General features: G+C 42.2%; 18 protein-coding genes. 14 read left to right on the top strand and 4 right to left on the bottom strand.

The features are described 5' to 3' along the window. Window positions 1-98 precede the first annotated feature (98 nt). Complete coding sequence (locus ICL16_RS31400; protein ID WP_190835513.1) at window positions 99-2120, top strand: tetratricopeptide repeat protein; 2022 nt, start codon at window positions 99-101, stop codon at window positions 2118-2120. Between the two features lie 35 nt (window positions 2121-2155). On the opposite strand, the gene ICL16_RS31395 is transcribed toward ICL16_RS31400, so the two are convergent. The 3 genes from ICL16_RS31395 to ICL16_RS31385 all read right to left on the bottom strand — a co-directional run bounded on the left by ICL16_RS31395 (window position 2156) and on the right by ICL16_RS31385 (window position 4273). Continuing rightward, window positions 2156-3169, bottom strand: coding sequence for a M48 family metallopeptidase (locus tag ICL16_RS31395; RefSeq protein WP_190835512.1), 1014 nt, complete (start codon window positions 3167-3169; stop codon window positions 2156-2158). A gap of 170 nt (window positions 3170-3339) precedes the next feature. Beyond that, the gene (locus ICL16_RS31390; RefSeq protein WP_190835511.1) at window positions 3340-3810 is read right to left on the bottom strand and encodes a glycine-rich domain-containing protein; all 471 of its coding nucleotides are present in this window, start codon (window positions 3808-3810) and stop codon (window positions 3340-3342) included. Between the two features lie 157 nt (window positions 3811-3967). Then, window positions 3968-4273: a hypothetical protein gene (locus tag ICL16_RS31385; protein ID WP_190835510.1), complete on the bottom strand. Its 306-nt coding sequence runs from the start codon at window positions 4271-4273 to the stop codon at window positions 3968-3970. A gap of 356 nt (window positions 4274-4629) precedes the next feature. Here ICL16_RS31385 and ICL16_RS31380 point away from each other — a divergent pair, with 356 nt between their 5' ends. The 13 genes from ICL16_RS31380 (at window position 4630) to ICL16_RS31320 (ending at window position 19363) form a co-directional block, all read left to right on the top strand. Further along, window positions 4630-5391 (top strand): Uma2 family endonuclease, encoded by a 762-nt coding sequence (locus ICL16_RS31380; protein ID WP_190835509.1) that lies wholly within the window; start codon window positions 4630-4632, stop codon window positions 5389-5391. A 113-nt stretch (window positions 5392-5504) separates the two neighbouring features. Beyond that, entirely contained in the window at window positions 5505-7019 is a 1515-nt protein-coding gene (locus ICL16_RS31375; RefSeq protein WP_190835508.1) for an AAA family ATPase, read from the top strand. Window positions 7020-7089: 70 nt separating this feature from the next. After that, window positions 7090-7626, top strand: coding sequence for an SH3 domain-containing protein (locus ICL16_RS31370; protein ID WP_190835507.1), 537 nt, complete (start codon window positions 7090-7092; stop codon window positions 7624-7626). Between the two features lie 242 nt (window positions 7627-7868). Then, window positions 7869-9191, top strand: a complete 1323-nt coding sequence (locus ICL16_RS31365) for a peptidoglycan-binding domain-containing protein (RefSeq protein WP_238361039.1) — start codon at window positions 7869-7871, stop codon at window positions 9189-9191. A gap of 88 nt (window positions 9192-9279) precedes the next feature. Beyond that, window positions 9280-10152 (top strand): S-methyl-5'-thioadenosine phosphorylase, encoded by an 873-nt coding sequence (locus ICL16_RS31360; protein ID WP_190835506.1) that lies wholly within the window; start codon window positions 9280-9282, stop codon window positions 10150-10152. Window positions 10153-10494: 342 nt separating this feature from the next. Continuing rightward, window positions 10495-10815 carry an RNA recognition motif domain-containing protein gene (locus ICL16_RS31355; RefSeq protein WP_190835505.1) on the top strand — a complete coding sequence of 107 codons (321 nt, stop codon included), beginning with the start codon at window positions 10495-10497 and terminating at the stop codon, window positions 10813-10815. 66 nt (window positions 10816-10881) lie between these two features. After that, window positions 10882-11112: a 30S ribosomal protein S21 gene (gene rpsU, locus ICL16_RS31350; protein ID WP_190835504.1), complete on the top strand. Its 231-nt coding sequence runs from the start codon at window positions 10882-10884 to the stop codon at window positions 11110-11112. Between the two features lie 289 nt (window positions 11113-11401). Continuing rightward, window positions 11402-12151: a response regulator transcription factor gene (locus ICL16_RS31345; RefSeq protein WP_190835503.1), complete on the top strand. Its 750-nt coding sequence runs from the start codon at window positions 11402-11404 to the stop codon at window positions 12149-12151. A gap of 39 nt (window positions 12152-12190) precedes the next feature. After that, complete coding sequence (locus ICL16_RS31340; RefSeq protein WP_190835502.1) at window positions 12191-13486, top strand: sensor histidine kinase; 1296 nt, start codon at window positions 12191-12193, stop codon at window positions 13484-13486. Between the two features lie 39 nt (window positions 13487-13525). Next, window positions 13526-14188, top strand: coding sequence for a phosphate signaling complex protein PhoU (phoU, locus tag ICL16_RS31335; protein ID WP_190835501.1), 663 nt, complete (start codon window positions 13526-13528; stop codon window positions 14186-14188). A gap of 240 nt (window positions 14189-14428) precedes the next feature. After that, window positions 14429-16669: a PhoX family protein gene (locus ICL16_RS31330; protein WP_190835500.1), complete on the top strand. Its 2241-nt coding sequence runs from the start codon at window positions 14429-14431 to the stop codon at window positions 16667-16669. Between the two features lie 238 nt (window positions 16670-16907). Next, window positions 16908-17513, top strand: a complete 606-nt coding sequence (locus ICL16_RS31325; protein ID WP_190835499.1) for a Crp/Fnr family transcriptional regulator — start codon at window positions 16908-16910, stop codon at window positions 17511-17513. A gap of 155 nt (window positions 17514-17668) precedes the next feature. Beyond that, window positions 17669-19363: an iron uptake porin gene (locus tag ICL16_RS31320; RefSeq protein ID WP_190835498.1), complete on the top strand. Its 1695-nt coding sequence runs from the start codon at window positions 17669-17671 to the stop codon at window positions 19361-19363. Window positions 19364-19434: 71 nt separating this feature from the next. Here the strand turns inward: ICL16_RS31320 and ICL16_RS31315 are convergent, their stop codons facing one another. After that, window positions 19435-19692 (bottom strand): hypothetical protein, encoded by a 258-nt coding sequence (locus tag ICL16_RS31315; protein ID WP_190835497.1) that lies wholly within the window; start codon window positions 19690-19692, stop codon window positions 19435-19437. Window positions 19693-19715 lie beyond the last annotated feature (23 nt).

Genomic DNA, 19715 nt, shown 5'->3' with positions numbered 1-19715 from the left:
TTACTGTACCGTATATAGTGTCCCTTCTTCATAATCCTTTGTGAGTAAGCTTTTCGAGACTTAACGGGAAAAGTCAGAGTAATAATGGAGACGAAATTGTGATCGCCACCGAACCGCTTTCAAATCCTCCACCCAAACGCCTGCGTCACAACCTGCCTGCTCCCAGTTGTACTACTTTTATTGGTCGGGAAGAGGAAATTGCTCGACTTTTAGAGTTGCTTTCACCCAGACATTCAGCACACTTGGTTAGCGTCGATGGTATTGGTGGTGTAGGCAAAACAACTCTTGTGCTAGAAGCAGCTTACCGTTGCTTACACGCCAGCGACAACAATGAAGCTTTCTTGGGTGTGCCTACCTTTGATACCATTATTTTTACCTCAGCCAAGCAATATTACCTCGCGTCCTTCGGTTTGTTACCTTCTTTGGCTCCGCGACGGACTTTGCATGATATTTTCCGGCAGATTGCGCGGATGTTAGATCGGCTAGACATTACAGGGGTGAGTTTTGAAGAGCAATTAGACTTAATTAAAGATGCCCTCTCCTGCCAACGCACGCTGCTGATTGTGGATAATTTGGAGACGGTAGAGAACCAGCAAGATGTTCTAGCGTTTTTATATGAGTTACCATCAACTGTCAAAGCAGTCATCACCACTCGCGAACAGATTGTGTTTGTTCCCGTTCGTCTCACATCAATGCCTGAGAAAGATGCTCTTTGTCTGATTCAACATGAAGCTGAAACCAAGGGAGTATCACTTAATCAAGATACTCAAGCACTTTATCAAGTGACGGGGGGCGTTCCAGTAGCCATCAGCTACGCTATTGGACAGTTAGCTAATGGCTACCCAATTAAGGAGGTACTGGAACGGGTGTCTCACTCAAAAGGAGATGTCGCCCGTTTTTGCTTTGAAAGTTCAGTGAAACCATTGTCAGGGCAATCAGCACATAAGTTACTGATGGCACTAGCGCTGTTTCCAATGCCTGCTTTACAGGATGCCCTTGTGCAAGTTGCAGTACCAGAGGCTAATTCCAACATTACAAATAGTGACTTGGCTCGATTGCGAGGACTTTCTTTAGTGGGACAGGAAAATGATCGCTATAGTATGCTACCACTGACTCGTGAGTACGCACTCGCCGAACTAAAGGCTCATCCCGATTTTGAACGGGAAGCGCGGGAGAGATGGATTGGTTGGTACTTAAATTTTTCACAGAGGTACTTTGGACAAGATCCCAAGGAGTGGCAACAGTTCGATGGTTTAGATCTTGAGTGGCAAAATCTACAAGCTGTGATTGAGTGGTGTATGGTTGAGGGGCGATACACTGAGATGCTCAAGCTGTGGCAAAATATTGAACCGTACACCCACATGATGGGCAGGCGAGAAAGCCGCTTGCGCTACTGGGATGATCGCATCACCTGGACTGCATGGCTAATTCAAGCAGCAGAGCAACGCGGAGACTGGTTAGTAGCAGCAAAAGTGATGGTTGATCGTGCTTGGACTCTTACTTCATTTGGGAAGCACAAACAGTTACTTGAAGCAGACGAGTTGTTTGCACGCGCTTGGGAACTCCGTCACCACCAAGAACCTTTATTCCGATTAAATTTGGCTAGAAATATTGCCGTTTTACGCATTCAACAACAGAGGTTTGATGAGGCGCAAACCTGGCTTACTCAAACAATGGAACTGCTAGAGCAGACACAATTAGAGGAACAGCAGCGACTGCAGCAGTTAGTTCAAATTCGTTATTACCAAGGTGAAATTTTCTTCAAAAAAGGAGAGTACGAGCAGGCGAAAATTCTTTTTCAAGAAGCCCTAGAGTATGCACAATCAATGGATTGGAGACGTGCGATTTTCTGTACGCAAAACTGGTTGGCGGAGATTGCTATTAAGCAAGGAGGGCTAAATGAAGCAGAACGACTCCTAATAGAAGGACTGCGCGTTGCTGAAGCTAATGGAGACAAAAGTCGCAAGGCATTCTGTCAACGCTCATTATCTAATTTAGCAAAGGCGCAAGGGAATTTAGTTTCGGCTCGTAGTTGGGCGAGCGCTGCTTTGGAGAATTTCGAGAGACTGGGAATGCTACCAGAAGTAGAGGAAACACAAATTTTGCTTCAAATGCTGTAGAGACGCTTGGGTATCGCGTCTCTACACATCCGACTTTAACTATCAGTTTTAGGTTGAGTTTGTTGCGAACCAAACCTAGAATTAATTCGCAAAGATTCGCCATCATTTGAAACATCAAATGTCAGAGGTTGGGGATTTTGACGCAGACGAATTGCACCTTCAGCTACTAAAGTTGATACGGGATATTTTTTCATTAGCTCTTTGATAGCATTAATTCTATCAATAAAGGATGGATGAGTGCTATCATCTGCGTCATGATAAGGAAGACGTGTCATGAGATTTAGCACTCGCAATGCACCTTCTGGGTCATAGCCTGCCCTTACCATATACATATAACCTAATGCATCAGCTTCAAACTCTTGCTGGCGACTTAGTTTTTTAATTGCGCTCTCAAACTCTTGTTGTTTTTTAGCAAATATTTGTAGTTTTACACGCTCAATTTTATCGGTATCAAGTTGTCCTTGGCAGTTGAGAACACGATATTCTGTAGCGGATACTGATGTTTTTTTGACAACTGCTGGACGGCGGCACATTTTTCCACGACTGATATTTTTATTAGCGCTAAATTTTCTTTTTTCTTCGGCAATCAAGTTTTGAACTTCTGCGTTTGCTTCTACTAGCAATTGTTTACTTAGCTTATCCTCAAAAGCAGTTCGCATATACGTATGACGTTGTGTATTATGGGCAATTTCATGCCCGATGATAAAAGCAATACCAGCTTCATCCCCATACAATTTGTCTAACAATCCTTTAGAAATTGTAACTTGGTTAATATTACTAGCATGAGCATTATCATCATCATCTTCTTCTACTTTAATTCGCCACGGGTAATCATCAAGTCCATTAGCACGAATTAACTTTTCTGCTACAGGATAAATCGGCTTCTCATCTTCAATTGCTAGTAGATTTGATTTAGATGAGGTTTGATTCGGAATAGATGATGGAGGTGCGCTGTAAGCAAAACTTTGATTTGACAGTAACGAGAGTAAGCTTGCTGTAATGCCTAAAGTTTGGCAAATAAATTTTTGGGAGATGCGAGATGACATCATATAAAACGTCCTTGTTTGTGAATAAAACGAGTTAAATTGAAATGTCAAAAGAAGACGTGCTGCACGATTAAATCTGCAACAATTGATGGGATTTCCCCTGCATTTATATAGATGTTGGAAAAATTTGTGCTGCTGATAAAGATGCTAGATGAGGTGAAGCATCATCAACATTAGGTGAAATTCAAGAGTATTTCGCAACAAGCCGCAACAGAACTACCCATTGCACCCTGTCCAAAATTTTGCTCCAATAGTGTTTGGGTGTGAGCAAAAGCAAGTAGCCATTCTTGCCGTTCAACTTCTCCTCTTAACCCGACTTCTGGAACATGCGTGAAGCAGACACTAAAGAGGTTTTGGCAGTCTTCTTGAAACTGATGAGAGTCAGCCATGTGGGCGTGTAAAACTGCATCAATCTCCTGATTGGGAACCATCTTCAAATTTGGATATTTCTGGAGCAAAAATAGGAACAATCCATATCGCCTAATTGCCAGAACGTTTTGCGTTAAGGTAAATTTTTTACCTTCCTCAGATCTTATCAATCTCAGAAATATTGATTGCCAGTCAACAACTTTAAGCTGCTCAAAAAAAGGTTTACCTACAATAAGTTGCCAATAATTTACAGGTAGCGTCTTAGGTAAATTCAACTTGCACCTCCAGAAAATAGTAACTTGTTTTGCCTAATTAGAGCCAAATTTTGTGATTAACACTAAACTTTAAAAATCCCACTTTTAGTTTTGATATTCATAGTTTAAAAACAATGAAATACCGGGTATTTGCTTCTTGATTAATGACCAAATACCTTTAATGCGAATAACGAATCCTTTCTGGATAAAAACTGAAAGACTCGAAAAAGTTGACAGTTTCTGTTGTTAGTTCATCTGATGTCAATGCTCCAAGAACGTACATACGTCCTTTAACTAGAAATGCTTGATATTGTCCCAAGCTCCCGTCATAATTTTGCACCAGCAACTCTAAACCAGGATATTTATCAACTACAAGAGCGGTACTCCTAACTACTTTGCCTTTGCTTGCGATGTTTTCTCGCATTGAACTTTGCAGCAATTGCCGAATTCCTTGAGTAGATAAATAGAACACTTCTGGAGGCATATCTCTGTGGACAATGATGAATTTAGTATAGTTTTTACGGTGTTGATAAGCTGCATGACTCCTAACTCCTTTTCTGTGTTAAATCGATCTGTCTTGTTTTGCTAACAACACGATGCCAGAACGCAATAAGATGATCCAGCTACTCTTTTCGCTCAGAGTTAGTTCAGAGAAAGGTTCATTTAGTGTTCAGTAAAAAGCTCATTAACGCTACCAAATAGCAGTTCAAGGCGTACTCATGTAGAGGTGGAAGATATGGGTTGGGGGAATCTTGCGCTCTTATCCAAACCGTATTGGTTTTATGCCTGCCCTTTTTGTTGCCTAAAATTTATCTAGAATATACTCTTCAAGCACTAGTCATGTTAAAGTATAATCCGCTGCATTGCTTGCCATCTTCCGAAGAACTACCAGACTCAGACGATACCCCAGTGGATAATGAACTGCAAGATTTAATCCCAGGTTTACTCAAAGCGATACTGGCGCTATTGTGGGCGGATCGCTGGGATTGGTTCTTTGGTGTGGATATGGGAATATACTATGACCCAGATAAACCAGCTATAGTCCCCGATGGATTTCTCAGTATAGGAGTAGAGCGTTTGATTGACGAGGAATTGCGTCTATCTTACGTACTGTGGGAAGAAAATATCGTACCAATTTTGGCTTTGGAAGTTGTCTCCAAAAAGTACCGAGGCGAATACACAAAGAAAAAACAAAAGTACGCCCAAATGGGAGTATTGTTCTACGCTGTGTATTCTTCGCGGCGGCGCAGGAAACCACGTTTGGAAGTATATCGGTTGGTGAATGGCAGTTATGAGTTATTGCCGGGAAATCCTGTTTGGCTACCAGAGATTGGTTTAGCAATTGGTTTTGAAAGAGGAACTTATCAAGGTATACCACGGGAGTGGTTGTACTGGTATGACGAGACGGGAAAACGTTTGCTGACACCAGAAGAACGTATTACTGAAGCCGAAGAACGTGCAAATTTTGAAGAGCAGCGCCGCTTTGAGGCTGAAAGACTAAGCCAGGAAGAACAACAACGTCGTCAAGAAGCTGAAAGGAGGGCGCAATTGCTCGCACAACGGCTAAAGGATCTAGGTATCGATCCAGAAACTTTGGTTTAGGATTTCTTACTTTCGTCCCATCAAAAGGATAACTATATATTGATTGTTAGTTGTTAGACGCAGTACAAAAATTGAACAATGAGAAATAACAACTAACGGCATACATCCATATTATGAGTTTCCGTGACGAATTTAAACTACTGTTACGCGCCCGCTACCCCCTGATATATATTCCCACCTACGAAGAAGAACGGGTGGAAACGGCGATTCGGGAAGAAGCTGCTTCTCAAGGTAATCGCCCAGTTTATACTTGGGATTTTGTCGATGGTTACCAAGGTAATCCCAATGATGCCGGATTTGGTCGGCGTAATCCGCTGCAAGCTTTGGAATTTTTGGATAAATTACCAGCATCTGCACCAGCAGTGTTGATTTTGCGGGATTATCATCGCTTTTTGGAAGATGTGGCGATCGCTCGCAAACTCCGCAATTTCGCCCGTCTCCTCAAGTCACAACCGAAGAACATTGTCTTGCTCTCCCCGCGCATTGCCATTCCTGACGACTTAACTGAAGTTTTGACAGTTTTGGAGTTTCCCTTACCTACGGCGGCAGAAATTAAAGTAGAAGTGGAACGCTTACTACAAGCAACTGGTAACTCCCTTTCTGGTAAAGTTTTAGATGATCTGGTGCGCTCTTGTCAAGGGCTATCTATGGAACGCATCCGTCGGGTTTTGGCACGAGCGATCGCTACGCGGGGCGAACTTTTACCAGAAGACGTAGACTTAGTATTGGAAGAAAAACGCCAAACTATCCGGCAAACCCAAATTCTCGACTTTTACCCCGCCACCGAGCAAATTTCCGATATTGGTGGATTAGATAACCTCAAAGACTGGCTTTTGCGTCGAGGAGGAGCGTTTAGCGAACGAGCCAGACAGTACGGTTTACCGCACCCGCGTGGTTTAATGTTAGTAGGTATTCAGGGTACTGGAAAATCCTTAACAGCCAAAGCGATCGCCCACCATTGGCATTTACCTTTACTGCGTTTAGATGTGGGAAGATTATTTGGTGGTTTGGTAGGTGAATCTGAATCGCGCACGCGGCAAATGATACAAGTAGCTGAAGCCCTTGCTCCCTGTGTTTTATGGATAGATGAGATAGACAAAGCCTTTTCAGGATTGGGAAGCAAAGGTGATGCGGGAACTACTAGCCGCGTGTTTGGTACATTTATTACATGGTTAGCGGAAAAAACTTCACCTGTGTTTGTCGTCTCCACCGCTAACGACATCCAAGCTTTACCACCAGAAATGCTGCGCAAAGGGCGATTTGATGAAATATTCTTTGTTGGTTTACCCAGCCAGGAAGAAAGAAAAGCAATTTTCAACGTCCACTTGTCCCGACTGCGCCCCCATAATTTAAAAAGTTACGACATTGATAGGTTAGCTTATGAAACACCTGATTTCTCTGGGGCAGAAATTGAGCAAACTTTAATTGAAGCAATGCACATCGGATTTAGCCAAAATCGGGACTTTTTCACCGATGACATTCTTGAATCAGCCAGTCAAATCATCCCCCTAGCACGCACCGCTACTGAGCAAATTCAGAAACTGCAAGAATGGGCAGCGGCGGGTAGGGCGCGTTTGGCATCAAAACACAGTCCTTTAAGCGATCGCATTCAGCGTCAGCTGCAATAATATGTGATGTATTGTAGAGACGTTCCATGGAACGTCTTTACAGAAATCGTGTAGTGAGGTGGTAAAAAATATGGTAGCTGACGTTATGAAGTTTATCCTGGGGTTTTTCTTAGCGATTTCTGTTTTAGCTGGTGCTGGAACAGCAACTGTTTTATATTTAATGAACAAAACATCTGCACTTCCGAGCAAACCTGTTTTTGTTAACGATTTACCTTCGCTCAAAGCGCAAGTGCCAAAATCTGCTTTAATCGGTAGCACAGCTACTACTCCCATAGAAAGTAAAACGCAGCCTCAAGCTAAACCTGCTGTAAAATCAAAACCAACTCCCACCGCATCACCCAAAGCTAAAACAGTAAAATCATTGCCACCTGGTGCTTACTCCGCCCGTGTTACTTGGCGTCAAGGTTTGGTAATGCGCACTCAACCACAACAAGATGGTGAAAGGCTTGGTGGTGTTGGTTATAACCAAAAAGTTTTCGTTTTAGAAGAAAGTGCTGATAAAACCTGGCAAAAGATTCGTAGCCAAGATGGTGAACAAGAAGGTTGGGTAAAAGCAGGCAATACTCGGAAAGTTGATGAACAAGATCAAACAGATGATTCAAATTAATCCCTTTGTCAAATCTTACCTTAGCTAGATGTTTTTTTATACATAAGGGTATTTTGATGAATTTTGGGTAGAGAGCAAATAATTTGACTTCGTAACCGGAAAATGAAAATCTAGATGTGATTCTAATTAATAGAAAATATCTAGTAAGCGATCGCCTGCTCAAGAAATCGGTGAACCGAAGAACGCTTGCCGCCCGGTATATATCGCTACTTAAAAATTCATATAAACTACTTTGAAAAATTATGACATTTGCTTATCACTATATTCCTTCATTTTCCGAATCAGAGGAAGATTCCACTGAAGATCCTTTGGTTGCTAGTTTAGATTTATTTCCCCACTTGAATTGGCAAAAGTTTTCTAGCTGTTTTGCTATGCGTCTAGTGCCAATAGCTTGTTTGATTGCAGTTGTAAGTGCTTCCGGACAAGCTCTCGCACTCCAACAAGGCGCAAATGGACCGGCCGTGGCAAATGTCCAAAGGTGTTTGCAGCAGTTAGGGTACTACAATGGTCCAGTAAACGGTAATTTCGGTTCTTTAACCAGAAATGCTGTAATTAGATTCCAAAAAGCAAATAGACTCTCTACTGTGGGAATTGTTGGGCCCCAAACTCAAAGACTTTTACAATCTAAATGTCAGACTACTGGTAACACCAGTGGTGGTTTGCGCTTAGGTAGTAGAGGTCCTGCAGTTAGGGCTTTACAACGAGATTTACAACAGCTAAACTTCTTCAACGGTCCAATCACGGGCAACTTTGGTCGCGAAACTCAGCAAGCCGTGATCCGATTCCAGCAATTTTATGGTATACGTGCTGATGGTATTGTTGGTGAAGCGACTAGAGACACAATACGTATCAGTCTCAACCCAGGAGGCGGAGTCGGCGGTGGCATTGATGCGCTAGATTTTGGCGATCGCGGTGCGGATGTCACACGACTGCAACAAGCTTTGCAGCAACTACGCTATTTTAACACCAATCCCACAGGCTATTTTGGTTCTACTACCAGAGATGCTGTAGCGCGTTTCCAGCAAGATTATGGACTAGTACCGAATGGGATTGCTGACGCACAAACTTTAGACGCCATCTCTAATGCTTTACGCGGTCAAAATCCAGGTTGCAATAGCGCAACAGGTGATATTTGTCAAGGGGAGAGAAGTCAACGAGTTACGACAGTACAACAACGATTGCGGGATTGGGGATTCTTTAACGGTAATATTAATGGCTATTTTGACCCAACAACTAGAGATGCTGTAGCTCAATTTCAGCAATACTCAGGAATTAATCCCACTGGATTTGTCAATTTTGAAACTTGGCAAGCATTACGCTTGGGTAATCAGGGTAATCCAAACGCAGAAAATCCCAACACCAACAATCGCTATGTGGTGGTAGTACCAATGCGCAATAACGATGTTCTCAGCAGAGTGCGTCAGTATGTACCAGAAGCATTTTGGGCTGAATCAAGACGGGGTGTTTATGTCAACGCTGGACAATTTCGCGATCGCTCAGATGCCGAACAAGTCTCTAAATTGTTACGTTCTCGTGGTTTAGATGCACGGGTAGAATATTTTTAATTTGTAGAGACGCCCCGGTGGGGCGTCTCTACAGGCACATTTCCTTGTACAATAGCTTGGCATTGTGACAAGGTACAGATTAAGGAAAATGGTTGAAGCTAGGATTGGAATTATTGGTGGTAGCGGTCTATACAAAATGGACGCCCTTAAAGATGTACAAGAAATACAAGTGCAGACACCATTTGGCACACCCTCTGATGCTTTAATTCTCGGTACAATAGAAAATACAAAAGTAGCTTTTTTAGCTCGACACGGGCGTAATCATACGCTTTTACCTTCGGAGTTACCTTTTCGCGCTAATATTTATGCGATGAAGCAGCTAGGTGTGGAGTATTTAATTTCTGCTTCAGCTGTTGGTTCTTTACAAGAAGAAGCCAAACCACTCGATATGGTGGTTCCAGATCAATTTATAGATAGAACAAAAAATCGCGTTTCCACTTTTTTTGGTGAAGGATTAGTCGCGCATATCGCTTTTGGCGATCCAGTTTGTAAAAATTTGGCAACTGTAGTGGCGGATGCGATCGCCTCTCTCAATTTACCAGATGTAACGCTGCATCGTGGTGGTACTTACGTATGTATGGAGGGACCAGCTTTTTCCACTAAAGCAGAATCGAATCTTTACCGTAGTTGGGGCGCGAAGATAATTGGCATGACTAACCTACCAGAGGCAAAGTTGGCACGAGAAGCAGAAATTGCCTATGCAACATTGGCACTAGTGACTGATTACGACTGCTGGCATCCAGATCATGATAGTGTGACGGTAGAGATGGTGATTGCTAATCTACAGCGCAATGCAGTTAATGCGCAGAAGGTAATTCAAGAAACTGTCCGCCGTCTGGCACAGAACCCGCCCAAGAGTGATGCCCATTCGGCTTTGAAGTATGCAATTTTAACTCAGTTAGATCGAGCACCATCGGCAACGCTGGATAAGTTGAGGTTGTTGTTGAACAAGTACCTGTAGAGACGTGCTATGGAACGTCTACATTCAAACAAAGATGCTGATTTTGTTTTATTTTTCCGGATTCATGCTTGATGCTAATGTATCTCACCTCATACACAGTTACAAGTTATGCCGTTGCTTCAGGGATGGTAACAAATCTTAAATTAGAATTTTAAAAATTTCTGTCATTGGGTTTTCTCATAGTAGAGACGTTATTATATAAGCGTCTCTATTTTCTTGTTGACCTACATTTTATGCTATCCTCATTTGTAGGAATTATATTCGGTTGAGCACTTTGTTTGTATCTATTTACAAGCGTATCTCCGGATTTAACTCTACGCCATCTGAATCTGGAGATGTTTTATGTCGATTTACGTAGGTAATTTGTCCTACCAAGTAGGAGAAGATGACCTCAAACAGGTTTTCTCAGAGTATGGAACAGTCAAAAACGTTCAATTGCCAAAAGACCGGGAAACGGGAAGAGTAAGAGGATTCGCTTTTGTTGAGATGGAATCAGAAGCAGAAGAGACAGCAGCAATAGAGGCACTCGATACGGCTGAATGGATGGGACGAAACCTGAAAGTGAATAAAGCTAAGCCAAAAACCGAGGGAGGTTCTTTTGGCGGCGGTGGCGGTAGACGAGGAAACAATAGTGGCGGTGGCTACTCTCGACGCCCCTACTAGATCTTGAAAGAAAGAACTTAACTCTATTATTCTGTGAATGTAAAAAGTTAATTCAGGAGGATATCGATGACCCAAGTGATTCTGGGTGAAAATGAAGGAATTGAGTCAGCCCTACGGAGATTTAAGCGAGAAGTTTCCAAAGCAGGCATTTTTCCAGATGTGAAGAAGCATCGCCACTTTGAAACTCCTTTAGAAAAACGTAAGCGTAAAGCTGTTGCCAAGCAAAAGCAGCATAAGAGTCGTTTCCGTTATTCCAATAATGGACAAGAATCTGGGGGTTTTGGTGGGGCAAAGTAACTAATGTACGGGAAAGTCAGCAAGCTATTTGCCTATAAGTAACGCCTGTGCAAATTGTATTCATTAAGCGCAAACCCCTATAATTACAAGATTGCTAAAATTAACTTTGCCTACTTGAAGATCAATTGGGCAAAGTTATTGTTTTTAGTGGTAGTCTATTAGTCTATAATGAAAATAATGTCACATAAATAACATTTTGCTTGGTTTAATCGATAGCAAGCAAGCTTAGATGCAATACAAGTAGGTAGTTGGATTGATACTCGTACAGGCAGATAATATTGTGATCTCAATGTATACCAGTGAAACAACCAAGTATCCTCATACTACAGAGATCGGACAAAGAAGCCGTATTCTCGTAGTAGAAGATGAAGAACTCATCAGGGAAATGCTTGTTTTAGCTTTAGAAGAAGAAGGTTACGGGGTGGTAACAGCATCTGATGGGCGCTCTGCTGTAGAATATTTGAAAAGTTTTGAACCAACAGGGGAACTAACATTCGATTTAGTTATCCTTGATTTAATGCTGCCTCTAATTAATGGACTTGATGTTTGTCGTTTGCTTCGTTATCAGGGCAATCCAGTACCAATTTTGATGTTAAGTGCTAAGGGTAGTGAGACTGATCGCGTTTTGGGATTAGAGGTGGGAGCAGATGACTACCTCACCAAACCTTTTAGTATGCGGGAGTTAGTTGCTAGGTGTCGGGCTTTGCTCCGTCGTCAGCGCTTGAGCACTTTACCGCAACTGCCAGTATTACAATATAAAGATGTTACTTTGTATCCTCAGGAGTGTCGTGTATTAGTTCGCGGTCAAGAGGTGAGTTTATCGCCGAAGGAGTTCCGCTTACTAGAACTATTTATGAGTTATGCCCGTAGAGTTTGGTCGCGGGAGCAACTTTTGGATCAAGTTTGGGGACCAGATTTTGTTGGTGATAGTAAAACTGTTGATGTTCACATTCGTTGGTTGCGGGAAAAATTAGAGCAAGATCCCAGTCGTCCTGAGTATATTGTGACTGTACGAGGTTTTGGTTATCGGTTTGGATAGTTGGCGTGTTTTTAGTTGTTCAGCAACTAACAACTAGCAATGCTACTATTACTAGGATTGATTTTAGGTCTAGCGATCGGCATCGGATTTTGGGTTTGGCAACAGGTTCAACTGAACCGCTATCTTAACAAAGTTCTGCAACTTGATCAGGCTAGATTCTCGACGGCACTGCTGCTCCCTCGTCTGCGCCATAACATCAAGTTAGTTAAGCAGCAACGGCAAAATTTTCAGCAACAATTACAAACTTACGAAGCCCTGCTGGAGTTTGCTCCAGTTGGGTATTTGCTATTGGATGAAGAAAATCAACTGTTGTGGTGTAATGAGCAGGCAAGGAAAATGTTATACATCCAAAGATGGCAACCAGGGCAGGTACGCTTGTTGCTAGAGTTGGTGCGCTCTTATGAACTTGATCACTTGATTGAGCAAACTCGTGATGAAGGACAGCCACAGCTAAGGGAATGGGTATTTCATCCCTCTTGTGAAAATGCCCAAGAAATGCTAGAGGTGAAATCTTATTTGTTGCGGGCAACTAGTTTACCTTTAGCAACAAGACAAGTGGGAGTGTTTCTCGAAAATCGTCAACCTTTGGTGGATATTAATTCGGCTCGCGATCGCGCACTCAGCGATTTGGCTCACGAACTCAGGACTCCCCTCACTTCAATTCGTTTGGTAGTGGAAACTTTACAAGATCGTTTAAAACCACCTTTAGATCGCTGGGTTGAACGCTTGTTACAGGAAGTTGACAGATTAATTGACTTGGTGCAAAACTGGTTAGAACTCACCCAACTAGAAACTAACCCAACTATTCAACTGCATTGCCAACCAACTGAAGTGCGTTCTCTAATTTCATCTGTGTGGGAAAGTTTAGAACCTTTGGCACAGCGTCAGCATTTACACTTAACCTACTCTGGTTCAGAAAACCTCTGGATTAATGCCGATCCAGCACGGATGTATCAAGTGTTTCTCAATTTACTGGATAACAGTATTAAATATAGCCCAGATGGTGGAGCTATTCTCATTGAAACAAAAATTATTCATAAACAAAATAATCTGCCACCTGCATTAGAAATTAATATAATAGACTCTGGTGAGGGTTTTTGTACAACAGATTTACCCTACGTTTTTGAGCGATTTTATCGGGGAGACAAAGCGCGATCGCGCCCAACGTCAACAGAACCCCAGACAGTAACTGTCGGTAGTGGTTTAGGTTTGGCGATTGTGCGACAAATAGTCAACGCTCATGGTGGAGAGATTAGAGCTATGAATCACCCTATCACAGGCGGTGCATGGCTACAAGTTGAATTTCCGGAAATCTTGGCGAAATCTTTCAGCTAAGACTATAGTTAAATATAACTTCATGTTTGAGTTACAAGCGTGAAAGCAATTTTTTACTGTCCCAATTCTGAAAGACCTTGGATGGCTCGCGAGATTAGGCGTATTGAGCGAGATGTTTTGCGTATGGGGGCTTTGGTAGAACAATCCTTTCGCCTTAGTCACCAAGCTTTGTTTGCTCGCAACCTCACAGCAGCGCAGAAACTTCCTCTGTTAGATAAAAAAATCGACCACTTTTACCGACAAATCGAATCAGACTGTACGGCAATTATGACTCATGGTACAGATGGTAAGGATTTGCGTTGTTTAAGTGCTTTTATGCAACTGGTGCGGGATTTGGAACGGATTGGCGATTATGCCAAAGATATAGCTGAGATTGCGATTAAAATTTTTCCTTATCCACCTCATCATTCTTTACCTGAAATTGCTACCATGTCTCACCACGCCCAAGCAATGCTAGCAACTAGTTTGGTGGCTTTGGCAGATTTAGATGAAGTTAGTGGTCGCAGTATAAAGCGACTTGATGATGCCGTGGATAATGCGTATGAGAAACTTTATCAAACTTTAGCACATGAACGTGATGTTCAAGGTGTAGTTGAGCCAATTTTGTTGCTAGGATTGGCAATCCGCTGTTTGGAACGCATGGGAGATCATGCTACCAATATTGGTCAACGAGTAGCGTATATTGTTACGGGTCAACGTTAAGGGAGTTTGTGAGTTTGTGAGAAATGTTTTTGTGGTTATTGTGTACAAATGTAAATAGTGGGTGCTGATTTTAATTTCTTTGTTGATAAGATATAGAAAAAATAAAGTATTTGTAAACTAACATACATTTTACAAAAATCTTACCTAATCTTAAACTTTTGAGATTACATTAGCCAAAGAATAAAGTAAAAATTATTTACTATCTACTAATTCATGGCTTTAGTGTAATCGAAAAAACTGATGAGTATCACACGGCGGAATTTTTTGTTGTTTCTCAGTGGCAGTGCGGGTGCTGTAGCGTTAAATTCTTTGGGAGGATGCGAGACAAAATCAGCAATAGAGTCTACTAAGCAATTGGTGAAGGCTACGTTTTCATTTCAACCAATTAAAGGTCCGCTTCCCTTAAAAACTTTTCTCGGCAATCAAAATCAGCAAAAGCAGCAATACAGTACCTATGAGGTAGTAGATGATTTGGTTCTACCAGAAGGATTTGGGTATCAAGTAATTGCTGCATGGGGTGATAAAGTTGGTGATTCTCGTTTTGGGTACAATAATGATTACTTATCTTTTGTACCAACAGGTGAGAACGAAGGCTATCTCACAATTAATTTTGAATATATTAGTCCCATTCCCTGGATGCAAACTTATGAGCAAGTGATTGGGAAAAAACTGCCAGTGGCAGAAGTGAAAGCAGCGTTAAAACAGCAAGGTAATAAGAAAAACGAAATAGACGCTTACGCTTTACCAGATAGCGATCCCAATAAAACAAGAATTAAAGAAATTTGCAAAGAAGCGTTACTGGATCAAGGTTTGGGTGTAATTTCGATTCGCTTGGGAGCAGATGGTAAGTGGGAACGCACTAATAAAGATACAGATAGACGGATTAGTGGGATTTCTGGTTTAGAAGATGGGCGCTATTTGAAAGCCACTGGACCGGCAGTAGCAGTATTTCGCCTCAAGCAGGGACAGGGTTATATTGATAATTTGGGCGATCGCATCATTGGCTCTTTTGGTAACTGTGCAGGTGGTACAACACCTTGGGGTACAGTGCTGAGTGCAGAAGAGAACATTCAAGCACAAGTACCAGAAGTAGTATATGCAGATGGTACTTCATACGATCCCGGCAAAAGACCTTTTTCAATGGGCGACGAGGAATTATTTGGACAAGGTAACGTTTTTGGCTTAGCAGCAAATAAATATGGCTGGATTGTGGAAGTAGATCCAGCAAACAAAAATGACTATGGTACAAAACACACTTGGCTAGGACGTTATCGCCATGAAGCAGTGGGTGTACGTGTAGAAGCAGGTAAACCACTGGCGTTTTATTCAGGATGCGATCGCCGGGGAGGACATATTTACAAATTTGTGAGTCGCGATCGAGTTACCAACCCCAAAGACAAAGCAAATTCCCAGTTACTTACCCAGGGAATGCTCTACGCTGCTAAATTCAATCCAGATGGTACTGGTCGTTGGATACCATTAAAAGCTGATACACCAGTTAATCCAGATCTTCCTAGTTCTATTGTTGGGAACTTAACCCGTTTACCATTAGGACCACAAAAACAGACTGAGAATCAAAAGCAGACTCTGTTCAAACTACCAGAACCAATCGAAGGTGGGGATATCAAAGCCACTAGTGATGAGCAAGTAGCCCAGTATAAACAAAAGTACAAAAAACTCGGAGATCTTTATACAGGCAACCCAGAAGAACAACAAGGTGCAATCTTAATTGACGCACACAGAGCAGCAAGTGCTGTAGGTGCTACCTGCACTGCTCGTCCTGAAGACACAGAAGTTGCACCCAACGGAGAATTATATATTAGCTTCACCTCCGGCTCTCCTAGTAAAGATGGTGGCCCTGATGCCCAAATATTTAAAAGTCCTAAAGGTGAAACGCCTTACGAGTATGGTTGGGTAATGCGCTTAAGTGAAGATGGTAACGATCCTGCTGCTAGTACCTTCCGTTGGCAAATGGTTGCTACAGGTGGTGAACCTTCTGTCGGAGGTGTAGGTTTTACCAATCCAGATAACTTGTTGATCGATAACAACGGTAATTTATGGGTAGTCACAGATAATGGCAACGCCAACAATCCAGTGAAAAGTCGTGCTACAGAAAAAGGTCAACCACCAGAATTAGCTGGTCTATTTGGCAACAACTCTCTTTGGTATATTCCTACCACAGGTGAAGATGCTGGTAAAGCCTTTTTATTTGCTATGGGACCAATGGAGTGCGAAACAACAGGTCCTTGTTTTTCAACCGATCAAAAAACTATGTTTCTTGCTATACAACATCCAGGGGAGGCAAATGGTACTCGCAAAAACCAAGCATCTGAATCCAGAGAATTTTTACTTACTACCACTACAGGTGAAGAATTTTTACAAACCCGCAAAGTCCCCATTGGTTCTAATTGGCCGAATAAAACAGACAACGCACCTCCCAAACCTGCTGTTGTTGCCATTACCAAATCCCAAAATGTTTAACAATATATTTGAGAGGAATTGAAAATTTGTAAAAAAAGCTACATTTTTTTGGTAAATAAGTTTTATTCGTATAAATTCTCAATAAAACTTTAAAAAAGAAAATAGTGAAAAGTATTAAATACGCCTGAAAATATTTTCAATGCCTATGCTCTACCACACTGTAAAAGGTTTGCTAAACAAGTCTAATTGTTGCAATTTTCTCCTAGTTTAATCATATTAACCGCTATCAAAATACCTGATGACATATTCTACTAGTGGTACAAACAACTCGGCTACATCAAATAATGCCCTAAGTGGAAACTTACCACAAAGGCTTTTCTCCCGTCGTGAAGTGATTCCGCCACGGAACGACGTGTTATGGCGCATTGAACGCGGAGCAGTTCGCACATTAACCTGGAGTGAGGACGGAACATTTATCACTTTGGGTTATTGGGGAACTGGAGATTTGATTGGTTATCCTTTGTCTAGAGTTAAACCTTACCAAATTGAATGCTTAACTAGTGTAGAGGTGAGCGTTGTACCACCTCATTTATGGAGTCAAGATATTAACTCTTTACTGTTCCACATTCAACAGGCAGAGGAACTATTAAGTATAGTGCATCGCAAACCTATTTCTCTACGCTTGTGGCAGTTTTTGATCTGGCTGAGTGAGAAGTTTGGTCGTAACGTGGAACAAGGTAGGCTAATTGACCTTAATGTCACTCATCAAGAAATGGCAGAGGTTTTGAATACAACACGAGTAACTGTAACTCGGCTTCTACAAGAGTTTGAAGAACAAGGAACACTTTTACGATATAAACGCCGGATTATTTTGCGTTTGGACAATCCACCAGGCAAAAAATAGATATTAGGAAAAATAGTGGTGATTGACTTGTGTTAATCACCCTCAAGTTTGGTACAATTTCCACTAGTAAGCATGAGTGGATTCCCTGAACATGAATAGTAATTCTGGGGATTATATCACGAATGTACCAGTAGGTGTGAGTGAGAAAAATATTTATGACAAAACCATTCTGGAACCTATTAAAGCTAAGTCCAGTTCTACTAGCTGCTACATTTTGTACTGCAAACAGTGCTTGGGCGGCTGAACCTCAAGGGCAGACAACTTCTGTTTCTCAGTTGGCTTCGTCAGATAACTTGGGACAGGTGACATCAGTTTCTCAGTTTTCCGATGTACAGCCTACAGATTGGGCATTCCAAGCTTTACAATCTCTAGTAGAGCGTTACGGATGTATCGCAGGTTATCCTAACGGTACTTATCGCGGTAATCGTGCGATGACCCGTTATGAATTTGCTGCTGGTTTGAATGCCTGTTTAGACCGAGTTAACGAATTGATTGCCACCGCAACAGCTGACTTGGTAAGAAAAGAAGACTTGGCAACTCTACAGCGTTTGCAAGAAGAATTTTCCGCTGAATTGGCAACTTTGCGCGGAAGGGTAGATGCTTTAGAAGCCCGTACTGCTGAATTAGAGGCAAATCAATTCTCTACCACCACAAAGTTAGTTGGGGAAGCAATTTTCGCTTTGTCTAATCCTTTTGGTGACACTAGAGCAGTTGATGCTCGGACACTGAGAAACAACCCAAATGCTGCAAGACCAGACTTAGACAGCAACTTAACATTCTCTGACCGGATTCGTCTTTCCTTGAACTCCAGCTTTACAGGGAAAGACTTGTTGCAAATTCGTTTGCAAGCAGGTAACGTTCTCAATAACAACAACAACACCGCCTTCGGTAACGCTTCAACGGGTACCAACATGACCCGCTTGGCATTTGACAATGATACTGGCAATGCCGTTCAAATTGATAAAATCAACTACGCTTTCAACTTAAGCGATGCCATCCGCGTTAAGGTTGATGCTAACAATGGTGAATTCTGGGAAAACATTAACAACTTCAACCCAGATTTCGCAAGTAGCGGTAGAGGTGCTTTGACACGCTATGGTCGTTTTAGCCCGATTTACCGCCAAGGTCAAGGTGGTGCAGGTGCGACAATCTCCTTGAATCCCAACGGACCTTTCACTGTTTCTGTGGGCTATCTAGCAGGTGGACGTAATAACGTCTCTAACAATCCTTCCCAAAAAACAGGGTTTTTAGAAGGTAACTATTCAGCTCTTGCTCAGATAGCTATCAAACCAGCCAAAGCATTTAACGTTGGTCTAACCTATGCACGCACATACCAGAATCCTACTGGTGGTGTGAACCTGTTTGAATCTACAGGTAGTGCTTTTGCTAGCGCTCCTTTTACTACCAACGTTGCAACTACCGCTAACAATTTTGGTTTAGAAGCAACTTTCCAACCTAGCCCGAATTTCGCTATCACTGGTTGGGGTGGTTACACTCAAGCTGAGGCGCAGACAAATGCCGCTGGTGTTCCAAGGGGTAGTGAAGCCGAAATTTACTACTGGGGTGCTACTTTGACGATTAAAGACTTTATCAGACAAGGTAACGCACTTGGTGTAATCTTTGGTCAACCACCTAAGGTCAGCAACAATGATTACAGGATTACTACAGCTGGGGTGAGCAGATCCCAAAGAGATGTGGATACTTCATATCACTTGGAAGCACTGTACAAGTTGCAGCTAACCAACAATATTCAAATCACACCAGGTGTGCTGGTGATATTTAATCCTGAACACAACAGCAGAAACGACACAATTTATGTAGGTACATTGCGTACTACTTTCACGTTCTAATAGGTTAATGTGAAGACGCCCTGTTGGGGGCCACAATGTAGAGACGTTACATGTAACGTCTCTACATTATATTATGTGGGGTGGTAATCGCGTTGTGACAAATCGGTAGGGGGACGATCGCTACTCCAAGCCCACCACGCACAACCGCAGTGACAATGGTAAAACTCCTGCCATTTGCGGCGATGATCTTCTGTAATTACAGGCGATCGCCGATTAATCCAGACTTTTATAGCTTCTCGGCTACTTGAATGACAGCTAGGACAGCAAAACTCATAGGCGTGAGTTGCTTTGTTCGTCCATTCAGGTGGTAAAGGGGCAAAAGCATCCATGAAGGAATAGTACTATTTCATAC

Source organism: Iningainema tapete BLCC-T55, from assembly GCF_014698965.1.
GTDB classification, from domain to species: domain Bacteria; phylum Cyanobacteriota; class Cyanobacteriia; order Cyanobacteriales; family Nostocaceae; genus Iningainema; species Iningainema tapete.
This window is presented reverse-complemented; position numbering and strand designations above follow the sequence as displayed.